The sequence below is a fragment of the Microbacterium nanhaiense genome (assembly GCF_014646015.1).
GTDB lineage: Bacteria > Actinomycetota > Actinomycetes > Actinomycetales > Microbacteriaceae > Microbacterium > Microbacterium nanhaiense.
The window spans coordinates 389921-407571 of sequence record NZ_BMMQ01000003.1 but is presented as its reverse complement, the minus strand read 5'-3'; the positions used below and the strand labels follow the sequence as shown (position 1 = coordinate 407571).

General features: G+C 69.7%; 12 protein-coding genes. 1 reads left to right on the top strand and 11 read right to left on the bottom strand.

The genetic code is table 11. The features are described from left to right. Positions 1-40: 40 nt before the first annotated feature. The 4 genes from IEX05_RS07535 to IEX05_RS07520 are packed head-to-tail and all read right to left on the bottom strand — an operon-like array spanning position 41 to position 5422. Positions 41-2257 (bottom strand): beta-xylosidase/alpha-l-arabinosidase, encoded by a 2217-nt coding sequence (locus IEX05_RS07535; RefSeq protein ID WP_188700812.1) that lies wholly within the window; start codon positions 2255-2257, stop codon positions 41-43. Between the two features lie 43 nt (positions 2258-2300). Beyond that, a complete protein-coding gene (locus IEX05_RS07530; RefSeq protein ID WP_188700744.1) occupies positions 2301-3167 on the bottom strand; it encodes a carbohydrate ABC transporter permease in 867 nt (288 codons plus the stop codon). Then, positions 3164-4138, bottom strand: a complete 975-nt coding sequence (locus IEX05_RS07525) for a carbohydrate ABC transporter permease (RefSeq protein WP_188700743.1) — start codon at positions 4136-4138, stop codon at positions 3164-3166. Before IEX05_RS07525 ends, IEX05_RS07530 begins: the two co-directional genes overlap by 4 nt. 3 nt (positions 4139-4141) lie before the next feature. After that, positions 4142-5422, bottom strand: a complete 1281-nt coding sequence (locus IEX05_RS07520) for an ABC transporter substrate-binding protein (RefSeq protein ID WP_188700742.1) — start codon at positions 5420-5422, stop codon at positions 4142-4144. A 159-nt stretch (positions 5423-5581) separates the two neighbouring features. Between IEX05_RS07520 and IEX05_RS07515 the strand changes: the two genes are divergently transcribed. Further along, complete coding sequence (locus tag IEX05_RS07515) at positions 5582-6604, top strand: LacI family DNA-binding transcriptional regulator (RefSeq protein ID WP_188700741.1); 1023 nt, start codon at positions 5582-5584, stop codon at positions 6602-6604. Here the strand turns inward: IEX05_RS07515 and IEX05_RS07510 are convergent. The 7 genes from IEX05_RS07510 to yicI form a co-directional block, all read right to left on the bottom strand. Further along, entirely contained in the window at positions 6592-7692 is a 1101-nt protein-coding gene (locus IEX05_RS07510; RefSeq protein ID WP_188700740.1) for a Gfo/Idh/MocA family protein, read from the bottom strand. The two genes, IEX05_RS07515 and IEX05_RS07510, sit on opposite strands and share 13 nt — an antisense overlap. Beyond that, complete coding sequence (locus tag IEX05_RS07505) at positions 7689-8462, bottom strand: sugar phosphate isomerase/epimerase family protein (RefSeq protein ID WP_188700739.1); 774 nt, start codon at positions 8460-8462, stop codon at positions 7689-7691. The genes IEX05_RS07510 and IEX05_RS07505 overlap by 4 nt, the downstream gene beginning before the upstream one ends. 80 nt (positions 8463-8542) lie before the next feature. Continuing rightward, positions 8543-9946 (bottom strand): GH1 family beta-glucosidase, encoded by a 1404-nt coding sequence (locus IEX05_RS07500; protein WP_188700738.1) that lies wholly within the window; start codon positions 9944-9946, stop codon positions 8543-8545. A gap of 92 nt (positions 9947-10038) precedes the next feature. Then, positions 10039-12066, bottom strand: a complete 2028-nt coding sequence (locus IEX05_RS07495) for a beta-galactosidase (RefSeq protein ID WP_188700737.1) — start codon at positions 12064-12066, stop codon at positions 10039-10041. Further along, entirely contained in the window at positions 12063-14315 is a 2253-nt protein-coding gene (locus IEX05_RS07490; protein ID WP_188700736.1) for a glycosyl hydrolase family 95 catalytic domain-containing protein, read from the bottom strand. The genes IEX05_RS07495 and IEX05_RS07490 overlap by 4 nt, the downstream gene beginning before the upstream one ends. A 9-nt stretch (positions 14316-14324) precedes the next feature. Next, positions 14325-15365: a LacI family DNA-binding transcriptional regulator gene (locus tag IEX05_RS07485; protein WP_188700735.1), complete on the bottom strand. Its 1041-nt coding sequence runs from the start codon at positions 15363-15365 to the stop codon at positions 14325-14327. Further along, positions 15349-17649 (bottom strand): alpha-xylosidase, encoded by a 2301-nt coding sequence (gene yicI / locus IEX05_RS07480; protein ID WP_188700734.1) that lies wholly within the window; start codon positions 17647-17649, stop codon positions 15349-15351. The genes IEX05_RS07485 and yicI overlap by 17 nt, the downstream gene beginning before the upstream one ends. Positions 17650-17651 lie beyond the last annotated feature (2 nt).

Below are 17651 nucleotides of genomic sequence, written 5' to 3'. Positions count from 1 at the left end.
CGCGGCCCGGGGCGCCGCCCGTGCGGCGGCGCCCCGGGGGTCAGCGCGCCTCGGACAGCGTCACCTCGACGAGCCGTCGATCCGCTGCCGTGATGGCGCGCTGCGGGAGCTCGATCGTGACGCGCGGGATCGCATCCGTCGCCGCGTCGGAGCCGATCCACACCTCGGCCGCGCCCGCCTCGACCACGCGCTCCATGGAGCGGTCATGGAACGCGAAGCGGGACAGCGGCGCGTCGAAGGTGACGACGCGCGACTCTCCGGCGTCGAGCGGCACGCGCGCGAAGCCGAGCAGCTGTGCCACGGGCCTCGTGATGGAGGCGGCCACGTCGTGCCCATAGAGCTGAACGACCTCGACGCCCGCCACGTCCGAGGTGTTCGTCACGGTCACACGCGCCGTGATCGACTCCGCGACCGAGCAGGCAAACTCCGAGTACTCGAAGGAGGCGTAGGACAGGCCGAAGCCGAACGGTCGCACAGGAGTCGAGTCGGTCGACGTGACCCCGGACGGCCCGGCGAGCGGCGGATGGAGGTAGCCATAGGGCTGCGCGCCGGCCGATCGAGGCAGGCTGACGGGGAGGCGCCCCGAGGGCGAGACCGCACCGGAGAGGATCCGCGCGAGGGCGCTTCCGCCCTCCTCTCCGGGGAAGAACGCCTGCACGACGGCAGCGGGCCCACCCGCGCCGAGCGCCCAGTCGAGCGCGTAGGGACGGCCCGTCAACAGCACCATGACAACCGGCGTGCCCGTTGCGACGAGTCGTTCGACGAGTTCGCGCTGCACGCCAGGCAGATCCAGCGACTCCGCGTCGTTTCCCTCGCCGACCGTGCCGCGCCCGAAGAGTCCCGCCTGATCTCCGACGACGACGACCGCCACATCGGCCGCCGATGCGGCCGCCTCCGCCTCGGCGAATCCCGAGCGGTCGGTGCCCTCGACCTCGCAGCCGAGCGCGTACTCGACCTCGAAGGCACCGGCGAGCGCCTCCCGAACGGTCGGCATCTCGACACCGATCGGGGTGCCCGGGTGATGAGCCAGCACGTGGTTGGCGAACGAGTAGCACCCCTGCAGGGCCTCGGCGCGGTCGGCGTTCGGACCGATGACGGCGACGCGCGCGCCCGGCGCGAGCGGAAGCGCACCGTCGTTGGCGAGAAGCACGACCGACTCCTCGGCGAGCCGGCGCGCGATGTCGCGATGGCGCGGGGTATCGAGGTCGATCGTCGCGGGGGCGTCGGCGTCGAAGGCTTCGGCATCGAGCAGACCGAGCTCCTCCTTCTGCGCGAGCACGCGCAGCACGGCGCGATCGACGAGAGATTCGGGCACCTCGCCCGCCCGCACCTTCTCGATCAGGGGCTCGAGGTACGCGTCGCCCGACGGCAGCTCGACGTCGATGCCCGCGGCGAGCGCGAGCGCCGCGGCCTCCCCGCGGTCCGCCGCGAGCGCGTGGGTCTTCTCCAGGAACGCGACGGCGAAGTAATCGGCGACCACCACCCCCTCGAATCCGAGTTCACCGCGCAGCAGATCGGTGAGCAGCTCCGGGGAGGAGGCGACGGGTACCCCGTCGATCTCGGTGTAGCTGTTCATCACGCTCTTCGCCCCGCCGTCGCGCAGCGCCATCTCGAAGGGAGGCAGGAACACATCGGCGATCTCGCGCGGACCGGCGTGCACAGGCGCGTGGTTGCGACCGGCCTGCGAGGCCGAATAGCCGAGGAAGTGCTTCAGCGTCGCGTGCACGCCCGCCGCCTGCAGGCCGCGCACGTACGCCGTTCCGACCGTGCCTACGAGGTACGGATCCTCGGAGATGCACTCGTCCACGCGACCCCACCGCGGATCCCGGACGACGTCGAGCACGGGCGCGAGCCCCTGGTGCACGCCCAGTCGGCGCATCGACTCGCCGATCGACGTCGCCATCTCCTCGACCAGGGCCGCGTCGAAGGAGGCGCCCCAGGCGAGCGGCGTCGGGAAGGTCGCGGCCTTCCACGCCGCGAGCCCCGTCAGGCACTCCTCGTGCACGAGTGCGGGGATCCCGAGCCGCGTCTCGCGCACGAGCCGCCGCTGCTCGTCGACGAGCCACGCGGCGCGCGCCGCCGGATCCACCGGTCGGGTGCCGTAGACGCGGGTGAAGTGCCCGATGCCGTGGCGGGTGATGTCTGCGAGGGAGCGCCCGTCGGCGGTCGCCATCTCGTCGGCGAGCGGCGCCACGACCTCACCGTCCTGGTCGAGCCAGAACCCGACGAGCTGCGCGACCTTCTCGTCGAGCGTCATCCGTGCGAGCAGATCCTGCACGCGGGTCGATACGGTCACTGGACTATCCCTTCACGGCGCCGGTGAGGCCGCCGACGATGCGCTTCTCGAAGAGGCTGAAGAAGACCAGCGCGGGGATCATCGACAGCGAGGTGTAGGCGAGGACCCGGGCAGTGTCGACCGAGTACTGCGAGGCGAAGTTCTGCACGCCGAGCGGCAGTGTGAAGAGCGACTGGTCGCTCAGGATGAACAGCGGCAGGATGTACCCGTTCCAGGTCGTGACGAAGCAGAGGATCGCGACCGTGATGACCCCGGGCAGGCTCAGGGGAATGACCATGCGCCAGAAGAAGCCGAGACGGCTCGCGCCGTCGATCGCGGCGGCCTCCTCGAGCTCCTTCGGAATCGCCCGGAGGAAGGGGACGAGGATGATGATCGTTGTCGGCAGCGCGAACGCGATCTGCGGCAGGATGATGCCGCCGAGCGAGTTGACGAGGCCGAGGTTGCGGATCAGCAGGTACAGCGGCGTGATCGCCACGGTCGCGGGGAACATCAGGCCCGCCGCGAAGAGCGAGTACATCGCTCCCTTGCCGAGGAAGTCGTAGCGCGCAATGACGTAGCTCGCCATGACGCCGAGCACGACCGTTCCGATCGTCGTGACGCCCGCGGAGATCGTGGAGTTGCCCATTGCGAGCCAGAACTCGCCGCTCGCGAGCACATCGCCGTAGTTGCCGAGCACCCACGGCGAGGGCCAGCCTGACGGATCCTGCGTGATCTGCGCGTTCGTGCGGAAGCCGCCGATGATGACGTACAGCACCGGTCCGATGCAGATCGCCACGAGGATCGTCGCCATCAGGTAGACCCAGGGTCCGGCGGTGTGGGCCGTGCCACGGCGCGGCCGCACGGCACGGATCGCGGTTGCGGTCGCGGTCATCGCTTCTTCCTTCCGCCGTCGCCCGTGAGCGCGCCCGCCGTATCGCGATTCAGCGCGAATCGCTGGTAGACGAGGGCGACGACGAGCGAGATGAGGAACAGGAGCACCGCGACGGCGTTGCCGAAGCCGTAGTTTCCGGCGAGGTGCCCGTTCAGGTACATGTAGGTCGCCATCGTCGAGGTGCCGGCCGTCGCCGCGACGTACTGGCCCCAGATGATGTTGACGAGGTCGAAGAGTTGCAGCGATCCGATGATCGACAAGAACGCCCAGATCCGGATCGTCGGCGCGAGCAGCGGCAGCGTGATCCGCCACTGGGTCTGCCAGAAGCTGGCGCCGTCGATCGCCGCCGCCTCGTACAGTTCCTCGGGAATCGATTGGAGGCCCGCCAGCATGAGGATCACGGCGAAGCCGATGTACTTCCAGCTGATGATGAACATGAGCGTGCCCATCGCGATGGAGGGGCTCGCGATCCACGACTGCACCCAGGACCCCAGCCCGACCTTCTCGAGGAGCGAGTTCAGGGCACCGGCGTCCTGCAGCATGAGCGACCAGCCCGTGCCGACGACGACCTCGCTGATCACGTAGGGCACGAAGATCAGCACGCGGATGAGGCTGCGCCCGCGCATCTTCTGGTTCATCAGGAGCGCGAAGAGGATCGCGAGCGGGCCCTGCAGGATCAGCGACGCGATGACGATGAAGAAGTTGTGGCCGACCGCCGAGCGGAAGGTCGGGTCCTGCAGGATGGCGATGTAGTTGTCGAGCCCGACGAAGTCGTCGGGGAAACCGAAGCCCTTCCAGCGGAAGAAGCCGTAGAAGGCGGCCATCACGACGGGCAGGATCACGAAGGTGACGAAGACGATGATCGCGGGCCCCGCGAGCAGAGTGATCTCACCCCGCTTCCGCCAGTCCGGCCGGGCCGGGGCGCGTCGAGCCGCCCCGGCCGGTGCCACGAGTGTTGCAGTCTCGGTCATTGCTTAACCGCGCGCCGCCGCCTGCGTGGCCGCGTCGACGATCGACTCGGCGGTGCCGGATCCGGCCAGCGTCTCGACGACGGCCGCGTTGAGCGCGTTGCCGACGTTCTGACCGAGCAGGGTGTCGAGCCAGAGCACGATGTAGCTGGCCTCGTTGTAGGCCGCCATCATCTCCTGCAGGGCCGGGTCGGTCACGGCCGACTGGGCCTCCTTCGATGCGGGAATCGCGTCGAAGGCGTCGGCGTACTTCTCCTGCCACTCCGCCTGAGCGAAGAAGTTCAGGAAGTCCTCGCAGGTGCTGGGCGAGTCGGCCGAGCAGGCGTAGCCGTCGACGCCGCCCATCATCGCCGTGGGGTCGCCCGCTCCCCCGTCGGTTGCGGGAAGCGGGAACCAGCCGAGATCGGCGAGCGGCTGCCCGTCGGGCGTGAGGGATCCGATGACGCCCGCATTCCAGCCGCCCATCAGCTCCATGCCGGCCTTGTGGTTGGCGATCAGGCCCGCCGAGGATCCCGCGCCCTCCTGCGCGTCGGTCGTGAGGAAGCCGTTGTTGAAGGGCTCGGTCGCGGCGAAGTCGACGAGGTCCTGCCCCGCCTGGAGCCAGCACGGGTCGCTGAAGTCGAGATCCACGGCGATGTTCTGCAGGACGTCCTCGGCGCAGGCGCGCAGCGCGAAGCCGTAGTACCAGTGCGCCGCCGGCCATGCGGCCTTCGCGCCGAGGGCGATGGGCTCGACGCCCGACGCCTTGAGCTTTTCGACCGCGTCGTTCAGCTCGTCGATCGTCGCGGGCTCCTCGGTGATGCCGGCGTCGGCGAAGAGGTCTTCGCTGTAGAACATGCCCTGCGGGAGCACGGCGACGGGCATACCGTAGGTCGCGCCCTCGACCGTGAAGGCACTGAAGGACGCCTCGCCATAGGCGGCGTGGGCGTCGTCGGAGATCAGCTCGGTGAGATCCTTCACGACGCCGGCGTCGACGAAGTCGGCGAGCTTGCCGCCTCCGCGAGCCATGAAGACGTCCGGCATGTCGCCCGAGTTCGACGCCGTCTGGAGCTTGCCGTCCATGTCCTCGTTCTGCACGGACGTCATGGTGACCTTGACGCCGGTCTCCTCCTCGAAGGCGGCCGCGACCTCGTCCCAATAGGCCTTGCCGTCGCCGGTCGTCGAGTTGTGCCACATCTCGAGGGCGTTGTCATCGGCGGGCTCGCTCCCGCCGGAGCAACCGGCGAGGGCGAGGGTCGCGACGGACGCCGTCGCGAGTGCGGCGAGCCAGGTCTTTCGCACGTTCATTGCAGTTCTCCTCGTTGAGTGCGGGTGCGCACGGGGCGGACGGCCGCCGTGCCTGTACGACTCTGACAGGAGTGTGGCACGATGTCAAACGTTATCGATAACGTTTTACATACGGCGGTTCCCGCGCCACGCGCCGCTGCCGACTAGCGTGGAGGAACTATGAGCAGCCCCGATGACGCCCCCCGAGGGCGCGCCACGATCACCGACGTCGCGCGCGCCGCCGACGTCTCGGTCGCCACGGTGTCGAAGGTCATCAACGGGCGCTACGGCGTCGCCGCGGCGACGCACGAACGCGTCATGCGCGTCGTCTCGGAGCTCGGATACGCCAGCTCGCTCGTCGCCACGTCGATGCGCAGACAGCGCACGCACGTCATCGGCGTGCTCGTGGCGGAGTTCGAACCCTTCGCGCTCGAGCTGCTGCGCGGCGTGTCCGAGTCGCTGAGCGGCACCGCTTACGACGTCCTCGCCTACGCGGGTGCCGTCTCATCCGGCTCGCACGAGGGCTGGGAGGCGCGCTCACTGTCGCGCCTCGGCGGAACCCTCATCGACGGCGCGATCGTCGTCACCCCGACCGTCGCGCTGCCGGGCGCGGGCGTGCCGATCGTGTCGATCGACCCGCACACCGGCCCCGTCGGGCCCGCCGTCGTCGACGTCGACAACCGCCGCGGCGGCGCCCGGGCGACCGAGCACCTGCTGAGCCTCGGACACACGCGCATCGCGCACCTCAGCGGCCGCGACGACCTCGAGTCTGCGCGGCTGCGCGCCGTCGGCTACCGGGAGGCCCTCGCGGCCGCAGGGATCGCCCTCGACGAGGAACTGGTCGCCCAGGGCGGCTACTCCCCCGAGGAATCCGCGCGGGCGGCGGCGCGCCTGCTCGACGCACCGGAGCGCCCCACCGCGATCTTCGCCGCCAACGACGTGTCGGCGATCGAGGCGATGTCCGTGGCGCGCGAGCGCGGCATCCGGATCCCCGAAGACCTCTCGATCGTCGGTTTCGACGACATCCCCGCGGCCGTGGCCACGGATCCGCCCCTCACGACGGTGCGCCAGCCGCTCACCGAGATGGGGCACGCCGCGGTCGAACTGCTCGTGCGCATGATCGACCACGGCGCACCCGCGGAGCACGTGCGGATGCCGAGCGAACTCATCGTGCGGGGTACGACGGCTCCCTACGCCTCGTAGGGCGTCCACCCCTCCGGGATCGGCTCGGGACGGTCGATGCGGCTGGCGATATCGATCGTCTGCCCCGTGCGAACCGATTCTTCGATCGCGAGCATGGTCTCGAGCACGTGCAGGCCGATCTCACCGGAGGCCCGGTGGGGGCGGCCTGACCGGATCCCCCGCACCATGTCGAGCACGCCGAGGCCGCGCCCGCCGATCGTGCCCTCGACGGGCAGATCCTCCCAGCGCTGCTCGGATCCCGGACGCATGACCCGCAGCGGACCTTCGAACATGTTGGGATCCGGGATCGACAGGGTGCCCTCGGTGCCGGTGATCTCGACCACGCCCATGCGCACGAGCGAGGACTCCCAGCTGAAGACGCTCGACGAGGTGCCGCCGTCGACGAACTCGAGGTTCGCGTTCACGTGAGTGGGGATGAGAACGGGGAACTCCTCGCCCGCGCGCGGCCCCTCCACGACCCGGCGCGTCGGCGTCGACGCGAGCCCGAAGGCCGATGCGCGCGCCGCCGAGCCGAAGACGTTGACCAGCGTGGTGAGGTAGTACGGCCCCATGTCGAGGACGGGCCCGGCGCCCGGCTGGAAGAAGAAGTCCGGGTTCGGGTGCCACTTGTCCGGCCCGAGCGTCATCATGGCCGTGTAGGCCGCGATCGGCTGACCGATCACGCCCGAGCGGATCGCGCGCAGCGCGCTCTGCACGCCCTGACCGAGGACAGTGTCGGGGGCGATGCCGACGCGCAGCCCCCTCTCCTCGGCGCGCGCGAGCAGCCGCTGCGCATCGGCGAAGGCCGTGGCGATGGGCTTCTCGCTCCAGACGTGCTTGCCGGCCTCGATCGCGGCGAGCGACACCTCGGCGTGCACCGCGGGGATCGTGAGGTTCACGACGAGCTCGACGTCCGGGTGCGCGAGCACCTCGTCCGGCGTGCCCGACACCGGGACGTCGTGCTTCGCGGCCTGCACCGCCGCGCGCCCGGCGTCGATGTCGCCGACCGCGACGACCTCGACCTCGGGGAACTGCGCGAGATGCTCGAGATAGGTGTCGGAGATCATTCCGGCCCCGACGAAGCCGATCCCCATGGCGCGCTGCGTCATCGCTCTCCCCCTTCCAGGAGGGCGCGGGTGCCCGCGAGCCCCTGTGCGATGCCCTCGAAGATGTCGCCGCGGTACTCGTCGAACTCGACGACGAGCAGCTCGGCCTGCGGCGCCGCGGCGAGCACGGGCCCCCACGCGATGGCGCCCTGGCCCGCGGGAAGCTGGTCGAAGCGGTCCTTGCTCAGGCCGTTCTCGGCCTCCGGCGCGTCCTTGATGTGCAGCTGCCGCACGCGGTCGCCGAGCGTCGTCAGCAGGCCGGCCACGTCGGCACCGCCGACCGCGGCCCAATAGGCGTCGACCTCGAGCGTCGCCTCGGCCGGGAGCTGCTCTGCGAGGATCTCGAGCGCCGTCCGCCCGCCGAAGGTGTTCTCCACCTCCCAGAAGTGGTTGTGGTAGCCGAAGCCCAGGCCGTAGGAACGGGCGAGTTCGGCGTGGCCGGCGAGCTGCTCCGCGTTGAGGGCGATGTCGTCGAGGCTCGTCCAACGCTCGGGCGCGATCATCGGGTCGATGAGGGTCTTCACCCCGAGCTCGGCGGCGGCCTCGAACGCCTCCTCGGCGTTCGCGTTCGACAGCGGCGCGTGAGCCGTCGGCGCAGTCAGTCCGTTGTCTGCCAGGTGCTTCGCGAGCTCTGCGCGCCAGCCGACGAGGTTGTACAGCTCGATCTGTGTGAAGCCGATCTCGGCGACGCGCGCGAGCGTCGAGGCAAGGTCCTCCCCCGCGGCCTCGCGAACGGAATAGAGCTGCAGCGCAATCGACGGTGTTCCGGGCATGGTCTCTCTCTTCATCGAGGTGGAATGCGGTGCTCTCATCCTAGAGAGGCTTTTACCGCCTAACAATCAAAAGTTGCGCGTCAGCCGTTCTTGCGCTGGATCTGCTCGCGCACCCAGTACGCGCTGTCCTTCGGCAGGCGCTCGCCGGTGTCGTATTCGACGCGGACGATTCCGAAACGCTTCGAATAGCCGTAACCCCATTCGAAGTTGTCGAGCAACGACCACACGAGGTACCCGCGCAGGTCGACGCCCTGGTCCATGGCACGGCGGGCGGCGCCGAAATGGCGCGCGAGGTAGTCGGTGCGCAGCTCGTCGTGCACGTGCCGGCCCTCGTCGTCCTCCGTCACCCGGTCGGGGAACGCCGCGCCGTTCTCGGTGATCATGAGCGGCTGCTCGGGGAACTGCTCCTTCAGCGACAGCAGGAGCTCCTCGAGACCGTCCGGCGCGATGTTCCATCCCATGTCGGTGAAGGGCCCGTCCTGCGGCAGGAACTCCACGTCGTCGAGCCCCGGCCACGGCGAACCGCCGACGTCCTTGTGCCCGTCGTTGCGGACCTTCTCGCCCGCCCCGTCCCACATGCGCACCGTGACCGTCGAGTAGTAATTGACGCCGAGCACATCGAGCGGCTGGTGGATCTGCTCGAGGTCGCCGGGCCGTACGAACGACCAGTCCGTGACGCTGCTCGTGAACTCCAGGAGGTCGTCGTCGTAGCGGCCGAGCAGCATGGGGCTCGTGAACGCGCGGTTTGCGAGCGCCTCGACGCGCCGGGCGGCCTCGCGCTCGCCCCGAGCGACGTGGAAGTTCAGGGTGACCGATACGTCGGGGTCGTTCGTGGCCTCGCGCCGAATCTCCGGAACCGCGAGACCGTGCGCGAGGTTCAGGTAGTGCACGGCGGCGAGCGCGTCGGCACCGCTCGTGCGGCCGGGCGCGTGCGCGCCGGATCCGTAACCGAGATACGCGGAGCACCACGGCTCGTTGAAGGTCGTCCATGTGTCGACGCGGTCGCCAAGTTTCTCCACGGTACGCGCGGCGTACTCCATGAAGCGATAGGAGGTATCGCGGTTGGCCCAGCCGCCGGCATCTTCGAGTTCCTGCGGCAGATCCCAGTGGTACAGGGTCGCGACCGGGCTGATACCGCGCGCACGCAGGCCGTCGACGAGCCGCGCATAGAAGTCGATGCCCTTGGGGTTCATCGCACTGCCCGCGTTCGGGAACACGCGCGACCACGAGATGGAGAAGCGGTAGGCCTCGAGGCCGAGGCTCGCGATGAGGTCGAGGTCTTCCTCCAGCCGGTGATAGTGGTCGCAGGCGATGTCGCCCGTGTCGCCGTTCCACACGCGCCCGGGGGTGTGCGAGTAGGTGTCCCAGATGGAGGGGGTGCGCCCGTCTTCGTGGGCGGCCCCCTCCACCTGGTAGGAAGCGGTCGCGGATCCGATGAGGAATTCACGCGGGAAGTCGAGCGGGACGGTGCGGTAGTCGGTCATGTCGGGTCTCCAGTGATCCGGCCGGAAGGTTTCCGGAAGCGCTTACATTCTATGGGGTTCGCGGGCGACGCACACCCTGGACGCGGCCGCCGTCATGCGCGGCGCCCTCGGATCCGTGCGGTGCGGCCGCGATCGACCCGAATCACGGCGACCTCGCCCGCGCCAAGCTCAAGACCCGAGGCGATGTCGGTCCCCGACACGAGGTCGACACCCTCGCCCTCGACGACGACGCGCTCGTCGCCGTAGTGCAGGAGGAACAGGTAGTCGGCGCTCCGCCCCCTGCGCCGCACGGCCTCGATGCCTGAGGCGACGGCACCGGGGGCCGTTTCGCTCAGCCCTTCCCGTGCCACGATGTCGGCGAAGAAGCGGTCGCGGGAGGCCTGATCGAGCTTGGTGGACACGTAGATCGCGCGCCCCGCGCCGACGGTGTTCGACGTGATCGCCGGGAGACCGGCGATCGACCCGTTCCGGTACACGTGCAGCGCCTCAGCGCCACGCAGGTGGATCAGCTCGCTCCACTCGGTGCCCGCGAGTCCGTCGCCGAGGTCGACGACCTCGCCCGGTCCCAGCACGTCGATCTGTTCGCTGCTGGCTCCGAGCAGGTCGCGCAAGCGGCCGGGGAAGCCCCCGCCGACGATCCGCAGGTTCTCATCCGAGACGCCGGAGAGATAGCTGACGACGACGGTTCCGCCCGAGGCGGCGTAGTCGTGCAGCCACGCGGCCGTCTCCTCGCTCATCGGATACAGGCACGGCACCACGATCACGCGATAACGGGTTATCGGCGCGCCCGGCCGAACGAAGTCGGTCTCGATGCCGGAGCGCCACAGGGCGCGGTGCGTCGAACGCACCTCGTCGGAGTAGCTCAGAGCGTCGTTCGGCATCTGCGGCGTTTCGAGCGCCCACCATCCGTCGGCATGCCACAGGATGCCGACCTCGGCATCGGAGAGCCGGCCGTCGGCGGGAGGATCGACGACCTCACGGATCGACTCGAGGATCCCACCGAGTCGCTCGATCGTCGCGAAGGCGCGGCTGGATCCGCCGGCGTGCGGCACGAGACCGCCGTGCCACTGCTCCGAGCCGCCTGCCGACTGGCGCCACTGGAAGAACAGCGAGCTCTGGGATCCCCGCGCGACGTAGCCGAGAGAATTGCGGATCGTGCGGTCGGGCGACTTCGTGTACCAGCGGCCGTCGGCGCTGATGCCCGTCGCATTCTGCTCCATCAGGAGCCACGGCCCGCCGCCCCAGGAACGCGTGAGGTCTCCCCCATAGGCCACGTGGGCCTCGCCGTCGGGACCCCGGGTGTCGAGGTAGTGGTCGATCGACACGACGTCCTGCGCGTCCGACCACGTCCACTGCTCGAGGTGATTCCAGGTCGGCAGCATGAAGTTCGTCGTTGCCGGCGCCGTGGATCCCGTCGCGCGGATCTCGGCGAGCTGCTCGCCATAGGCCGCGAGCATCTCGTCGGAGCAGAAGCGCCGGAAGTCGATCGACTGCGCGGGGTTGTGCAGGTACTGCGTGTCACGCGGCGGCAGGATCTCTTCCCAGGCGCCGTAGCCCTGCGACCAGAAGGCCGTCCACCACGCGGCGTTGAGCGCGTCGAGAGTGCCGTACTTCGCGCGCAACCAGGCGCGGAACGCACGCTCAGCGTGCGGACCATAGTCGAGCGTGCCGTACTCGTTGTGAATGTGCCATCCGCGGAGGCCCGGGTGATCGCCGAAGCGTTCCGCAAGCGCCCGGGCGATGCCCCGGCTCGCCGCGCGATAGGCGGGCGCACTGATCGCATAGGTGTCTCGGGATCCGTGCGAGAGACGCACGCCGTCCGGTCGCACCGGCAGCGCATCGGGATGCGCGAGGGAGAACCACGGCGGCGGCGACGCCGTCGGGGTGGCGAGGAAGAAGCCGATCCCGCCGGCATGCAACTGATCGAGGATCTCGGAAAGCCAGTCGAGCTCGTACACGCCCTCCCGAGGCTCCATCTTCGACCACGAGAACACGCCCACCGTGGCGGTGTTGACCTTGGCACGCCGCATCAGTTCGATGTCCTCGCGCACGGTCTCGGCATCCCACTGATCCGGGTTGTAGTCGCCTCCGAAGAGGAGGCGGTCGGGCACGAAGGTCATGTGGTCTCCTCGTTGAAATCGTTCGGTGTGATGATGGCGTCGCCCGCCGTTTCGACGTCGACGGCAGCGATCGCGGATCCCCATCGGACTCGCACTGTTCCGCCTCGTCCCGGGCGCGCTCGGAGCCGCGCCCGCAGAAGCTTGCGTTCCGACCATTCGATGTCGACGACGATGCCGGGTCGCGCGACGAGTCCGCGCACGGATCCCGTCCGCATCGACGACGGCAGGGCGGGCAGGAGCTCGATCTCACCGCGGTGGCTCTGCAGGAGCGCCTCCGCGATTCCCGCCACGAAGCCGTAATTGCCATCGATCTGGAACGGAGGGTGCGCCGCGAACAGGTTCGGATAGAGACCACCCGACCACTGCCGCGCCTCACCGCGGGCGTCGCGGAGGAACAACTGGATCAACTCGTCGAGGCGGTCACCGCGGCGCAGCCGCGACCACATCGCCATCTTCCACGCGAGCGACCAGCCGGTTGAGTCGGCGCCGCGGCGGTCGAGGCTCGTGGCGGCGGCGCGCTCGAAGGCGGGGCTCGCGGCGGATCCGGGGTGCAGGGCGTAGAGGTGGCTGAGGTGCCGGTGATGGGGGTCGGCTTCGGTGTATTCGCGGTCCCACTCGACCACGCCCGCGCCGGTGATGCGGCTGTCGATCTCCGGCAGCCGTTCGAGCGCCGCCCGGGCGCGCGCACCGATCTGCTCGTCATTGACCACCGAAGCGAGGAGTTCGCGCGTGATCGCGAGGTCCATGGTGCTCGTGGTCCCGACCGAGCGCTCTGCTCCGTCCGCGTCGAGGTAGGTGTTCTCGGGCGAGGTCGAGGGAGCCGTGCCGAGACCCGCGGGCGTCTCGACGAGCCAGTCGAGCAGGAACTCCGCCGCGCCCCGCACGACGTCCGGCGAGACGCACTCTCGGTCCGAGCCGAACGCGCGATGCTCCGCCACGTGCTGCAGGAGCCAGGCGCCCGCGAACGGCCAGAAGGCCCACTTCGGATCCGCGCGGCCCTCGCCGACCGACGAGGCGAAGGCCCAGGCGTCGGAGTTGTGGTGCGCCGCCCACCCCCGTGCGCCGAGCGAGGCCGCGACGGCCTCCCCCGTGCGCGCGAGCGCGGCGATGAGGTCGAAGAGCGGATCCGCCAGCTCGGCGAGGTTGGCCGTCTCGGCCGCCCAGTAGTTCATCTCGAGGTTGATGTTCGTCGTGTAGGCGGAACTCCACGGCGGTCGCGGGTCGTTGTTCCAGATGCCCTGCAGGTTCGCGGGGAGCCGGCCTGGCGCCCGCGACGCCGAGATCAGCAGGTAGCGACCGTAGTCGAACAGCAGCGGCACGAGATCCGGATCCGCCGCCGCGGTGTCCCCGCTCGCGCGGGCCGCCTCGAGCCGCTCCGGGATCGTGCCCGCGGGTGCGGATCCGTCGAGGCCCGCCCTATCGAAGAGTTCGCGGTGCGCATTGATATGAGCCCTGCGGAGATCGCTGTACGGCGCGGCGAGCGCATCCGCCGCCTTGCGCGCGGCGCGTTCGACGGCGTCGGCCACGTCGAGCAGGCGCTCCTCGCCGAGGCCGGCGTAGCTCGTCTCGATCGCGACGATGACGATCGCATCGTCGCCGTCGCGCCTCCACGCGGCCTCGACGACGACCCGGACCGTGTCCTCGGTATCGTCGGGCCAGATCGCCGCCGCGAGCTGCGGCTCGTGCGGGGGCGGGACGTCGATCGGTGCGCGAAGGATCCACCGCTCCCCCGACTCGGTCGTCTCGTGCCTTTCGACGCGCAGCGGCGACTCGAATCGCAACGCGGGATCCGCCCCGCTGCTCACGCGATGGACGATCACATCGTGGACGGCCGAGACGAAGGTTTCCGCGCGCATGGTCGACCCGCTCGCCGTGTGGAGGGCATCGGCGAGGGCCAGCGCGCGATGGCTCGTCGGCTCCTGGCCGCCGTCGATCACGAGCTCGCCGACGGGCAGGTAGGCCTGCGAGTGGCCGCTCTGGGCGGCCTTCAGCTCGCGCTCCGCGTCGCCTGCGCGCCCCTCGATCGCGGCGCGCTGTGCGCGCACAGAGAGCTCGCGGGCCTCCTTGACGCTCACGCGGCGCTGAGCCTCCTCGGATCCGGGGTTTCCCGACCAGACGCTCTCCTCGTTCAGGCCGAGGCGCGCGGGGAAGGATCCCCAGTCCATGACGCCGATCCGTCCGTTGCCGAGGGGCAGCGCCTCGAGCCATTCCTCGGCCGCGCCGTCGTACTCGAGCGTGCGCTCGGTCATGCGTTCTCCCTAGGGGGTGGGCCCGCTTCCGCGGGGCGATGAGCTGTGCGCGCCGACCGAGCCGTAGGACCGGTACTCCGGGGTCACGAGCCGTACTCCGGGGTCGAGCTGCTGTCGTTCGACGGCGTCGACCAGTTCTTCGAGGGCGAGGTCGCAGCTACGCTCCGGGATCAGCGGAATCGAGTCGATCGCGCGGTGGTAGCCGGAGGTGTCGAAGATCGCGCCGACGGAGATCAGCGACACGTCGCGGGGCACGTCCATGCCGCGCGCCGAGACGGCATCGAGCACCGCCTTGTAGCTGCGCTCCTCGGAGTTGAGGACGATGCCCGTCACGCCGTCGTCGAGGAATTCGAGCGTCAGCCGGTACGCATCCTCGGCGGCGAACTGCGTCTCCGACAGGGGGCGGAACACGGCGTCGAGACCGCGCTCCCGCGCGCGGTCGCGGAACCCCTGGCGGACGCGAGGGGCGTAGTTCGTCGCCTCGTAGTGCCCCGCGGGATGGCCGAGCATCGCGATTTTTCGGTGCCCGGCATCCGCCAATCGGTCGACGGCGGTCGCCGCCGCCGCCGAGAAGTCGAGGTCGACGCACATCAGGCCCGTCGCATCGTTCGGCACACCGACGAACACCGTCGGCGTCGCGATCGAGCGCGCGAGTTCCGCCCGCTCGTCGTTCGGCGCCACGTCGAGCACGATGATGCCGTCGACGAGCCCGCTCGCCTCGACGCGGCGCATGCCCTGGGATGCGTCCTCGTCGGTCAGGAGCAGGATGTCGTAGCCGTGCCTGCGCGCCGCGATGGACGCGGCGAGGACGAAGGCCATGTGCGATGGCGCGTGCGTGTCGGCGCGGAACGGCTCCGTGAGCGCGAAGATATGCGTGCGCCGGCCGGCGAGCATGCGCGCGCCCGCGTTCGGCAGGTACCCGAGCTCGCGGGCGGCGAGATGGATCTTTTCCCGGGTGCGCTCCGACACGGGGCGTTTGCCGCTGAGGGCGTACGAGACCGTGCTGATGGAGACACCCGCGCGCTTGGCGACGTCATCGATCCGAACCACTACTGCTCCCACCGTCGGCGAGTGCGACGGTCAGAGTCCCCGATCCGCGGTGCGTGTGGATGCGTCCATCGACGTCGACGTTCCAGCGTGCGGCACTCGAGCCCGCCGTCACGAGCACGTCGGCGCCCTGGCGTTGAACCCGGAATTCCGTCGCTGCGCCGGTTCCCCCCGGCACCTCGATGGTCTGATCGTAGCCCTCCGGAAGGGAGAATATCCGCAACGTCACGTCGTCCGCCCAGGCGTACTCCGGTCCGGTCGACACGGCGCCGATCGGAAGCACGGTTCCCTCGCGGACGTAGAGCGGCAACGAGTCGAAACCGTGCGTCTCCCGCCGCCAGGAGCCGCCGGCCACGCGCTCTCCCGTCAAGAGGTGCGTCCACTCCCCCGGGGGCAGGTAGACGTCGACCTCCCCCGCCTCGGAGAACACCGGCGCGACCAGGATCGATTCGCCCAGCATGTACTGCGTGCCGAGCCCCGCGACCGCCCGGTCATGCGGGAACTCGAGAGCCATCGCCCGCATGATCGGCGTGCCCCGCAGGCTCGCCTCCCGGCCCGCGCGAGCAAGATAGGGCATGAGCGCCATCTTGAGCCGCGTGAACTTCCGCGTCACGTCGACCGCCTCCTCGTCGAACGCCCACGGCACCCGGTACGAGTCGGATCCGTGCAGGCGCGAGTGCGACGACAGCAGCCCGAAGGCGACCCAGCGCTTGAAGACCGCCGGATCCGGCGTTCCCTCGAAGCCGCCGATGTCGTGCGACCAATAGCCGAAGCCGCTCATGCCGAGCGAGAGGCCGCCGCGCAGCGACTCGGCCATCGAGACGAAGGTCGACTCGCAGTCGCCGCCCCAGTGGACGGGGAATTGCTGACCGCCCGCCGTCGCCGAGCGCGCGAAGAGCACGGCCTCGCCCTGTCCGCGCTCCTCCGTCAGCAGCTCGAAGACCGCCTTGTTGTAGAGCTGCGTGTAGTAGTTGTGCATGCGGCGAGGGTCGGATCCGTCGTGCCAGACGACGTCGGTCGGGATGCGTTCGCCGAAATCGGTCTTGAACGCGTCGACGCCGTCGTCGAGCAAGGCGCGCAGCTTGTCCTGGAACCAGCGCACGGCATCGGGATTCGTGAAGTCGACGAGCGCCATTCCGGCCTGCCACATGTCCCACTGCCACACGGATCCGTCGGCGCGGCGGACGAGGTAGCCGAGTCGCCTCCCCTCCTCGAAGAGGTGGCTCCGCTGCGCGATGTAGGGGTTGATCCACGCGCTGACGCGGAGCCCCTTGGCCTTGATCCGCGCCAGCATCCCCTGGGGGTCGGGGAACATCGCCGGATCCCACACGAAGTCCGACCAGTGGAAGGCGCGCATCCAGAAGCAGTCGAAGTGGAACACCGACAGCGGGATCTCGCGTTCGGCCATGCCGTCGATGAAGCTCGTGACGGTCGCCTCGTCGTAGTCCGTCGTGAACGACGTCGACAGCCAGAGCCCGTAGCTCCAGGCGGGGACCTCCGCCGGGCGCCCCGTCAGGGCCGTGTAGCGCTCGAGGATGTCCTTCGGCGTCGCGCCGGAGATGACGTAGTAGCGAAGCTCCTCGCCCGGCACGCTGAACTGCGCACGCGAGACGACCTCGGAGCCGATCTCGAAGGAGACGGCGCCGGGGTGATCGACGAAGAGGCCGTACCCGGCGTCGGAGAGGTAGAACGGCACGTTCTTGTACGCCTGCTCGGACGCCGTGCCGCCGTCCTCGTTCCAGATGTCGATGCTCTGGCCGTTCTTCGCGAAAGCGCCGAAGCGCTCGCCGAGGCCGTAGATCGTCTCGCCGACGCCCATGCCGAGCTGCTCGCGCACGAAGGTCCCCTCGGGGGTCGAGAGCACGCCGACGCTGCGAGCATCGGAACTCGTGAGCGGGCGGCCGTCCGCGACGAATTCGAGCCGCCACGGCCCCGTCGTCGCCACGCGCGCCTCGAGGCGCCCCGACGCGAACACCGCCTCACCGGATCCCGGGGCGTCGGGGATGTCGATCCGTACCCGCGGATCCTGCTGCGCGAGCGCGAAGGAGGGCGCGGCGTCGGCCGAGCCGAGGTGGTGCGAGATCGTGACGCCGATCACGTCGTCGATCGGGCTCGTGAGCCGAACGGTCAGCGATGGGCGATTGAGCGTGGCCCCGCGCGAGGTGATGGGCGCCGTGGGCGCATAGATCACGAGATCGTCGCCGACGCGCTCGACGCCGTCGATGTCCTTCGGCTGGAGGATGCTGACACCCGGTCGCAGCTGCCAGTATCCATCGGTGAATTTCATAG

Excerpts from the sequence above, each read along its gene's own strand:
- IEX05_RS07515 (WP_188700741.1), top strand. The coding sequence starts at position 5,582 with ATGAGCAGCCCCGATGACGCCCCCCGAGGGCGCGCCACGATCACCGAC.
- IEX05_RS07490 (WP_188700736.1), bottom strand. The coding sequence starts at position 14,315 with ATGACCGAGCGCACGCTCGAGTACGACGGCGCGGCCGAGGAATGGCTC.
- yicI (WP_188700734.1), bottom strand. The coding sequence starts at position 17,649 with ATGAAATTCACCGATGGATACTGGCAGCTGCGACCGGGTGTCAGCATC.
- IEX05_RS07535 (WP_188700812.1), bottom strand. The coding sequence starts at position 2,257 with ATGACGCTCGACGAGAAGGTCGCGCAGCTCGTCGGGTTCTGGCTCGAC.
- IEX05_RS07530 (WP_188700744.1), bottom strand. The coding sequence starts at position 3,167 with ATGACCGCGACCGCAACCGCGATCCGTGCCGTGCGGCCGCGCCGTGGC.
- IEX05_RS07500 (WP_188700738.1), bottom strand. The coding sequence starts at position 9,946 with ATGACCGACTACCGCACCGTCCCGCTCGACTTCCCGCGTGAATTCCTC.
- IEX05_RS07510 (WP_188700740.1), bottom strand. The coding sequence starts at position 7,692 with ATGACGCAGCGCGCCATGGGGATCGGCTTCGTCGGGGCCGGAATGATC.
- IEX05_RS07520 (WP_188700742.1), bottom strand. The coding sequence starts at position 5,422 with ATGAACGTGCGAAAGACCTGGCTCGCCGCACTCGCGACGGCGTCCGTC.
- IEX05_RS07505 (WP_188700739.1), bottom strand. The coding sequence starts at position 8,462 with ATGCCCGGAACACCGTCGATTGCGCTGCAGCTCTATTCCGTTCGCGAG.
- IEX05_RS07525 (WP_188700743.1), bottom strand. The coding sequence starts at position 4,138 with ATGACCGAGACTGCAACACTCGTGGCACCGGCCGGGGCGGCTCGACGC.
- IEX05_RS07495 (WP_188700737.1), bottom strand. The coding sequence starts at position 12,066 with ATGACCTTCGTGCCCGACCGCCTCCTCTTCGGAGGCGACTACAACCCG.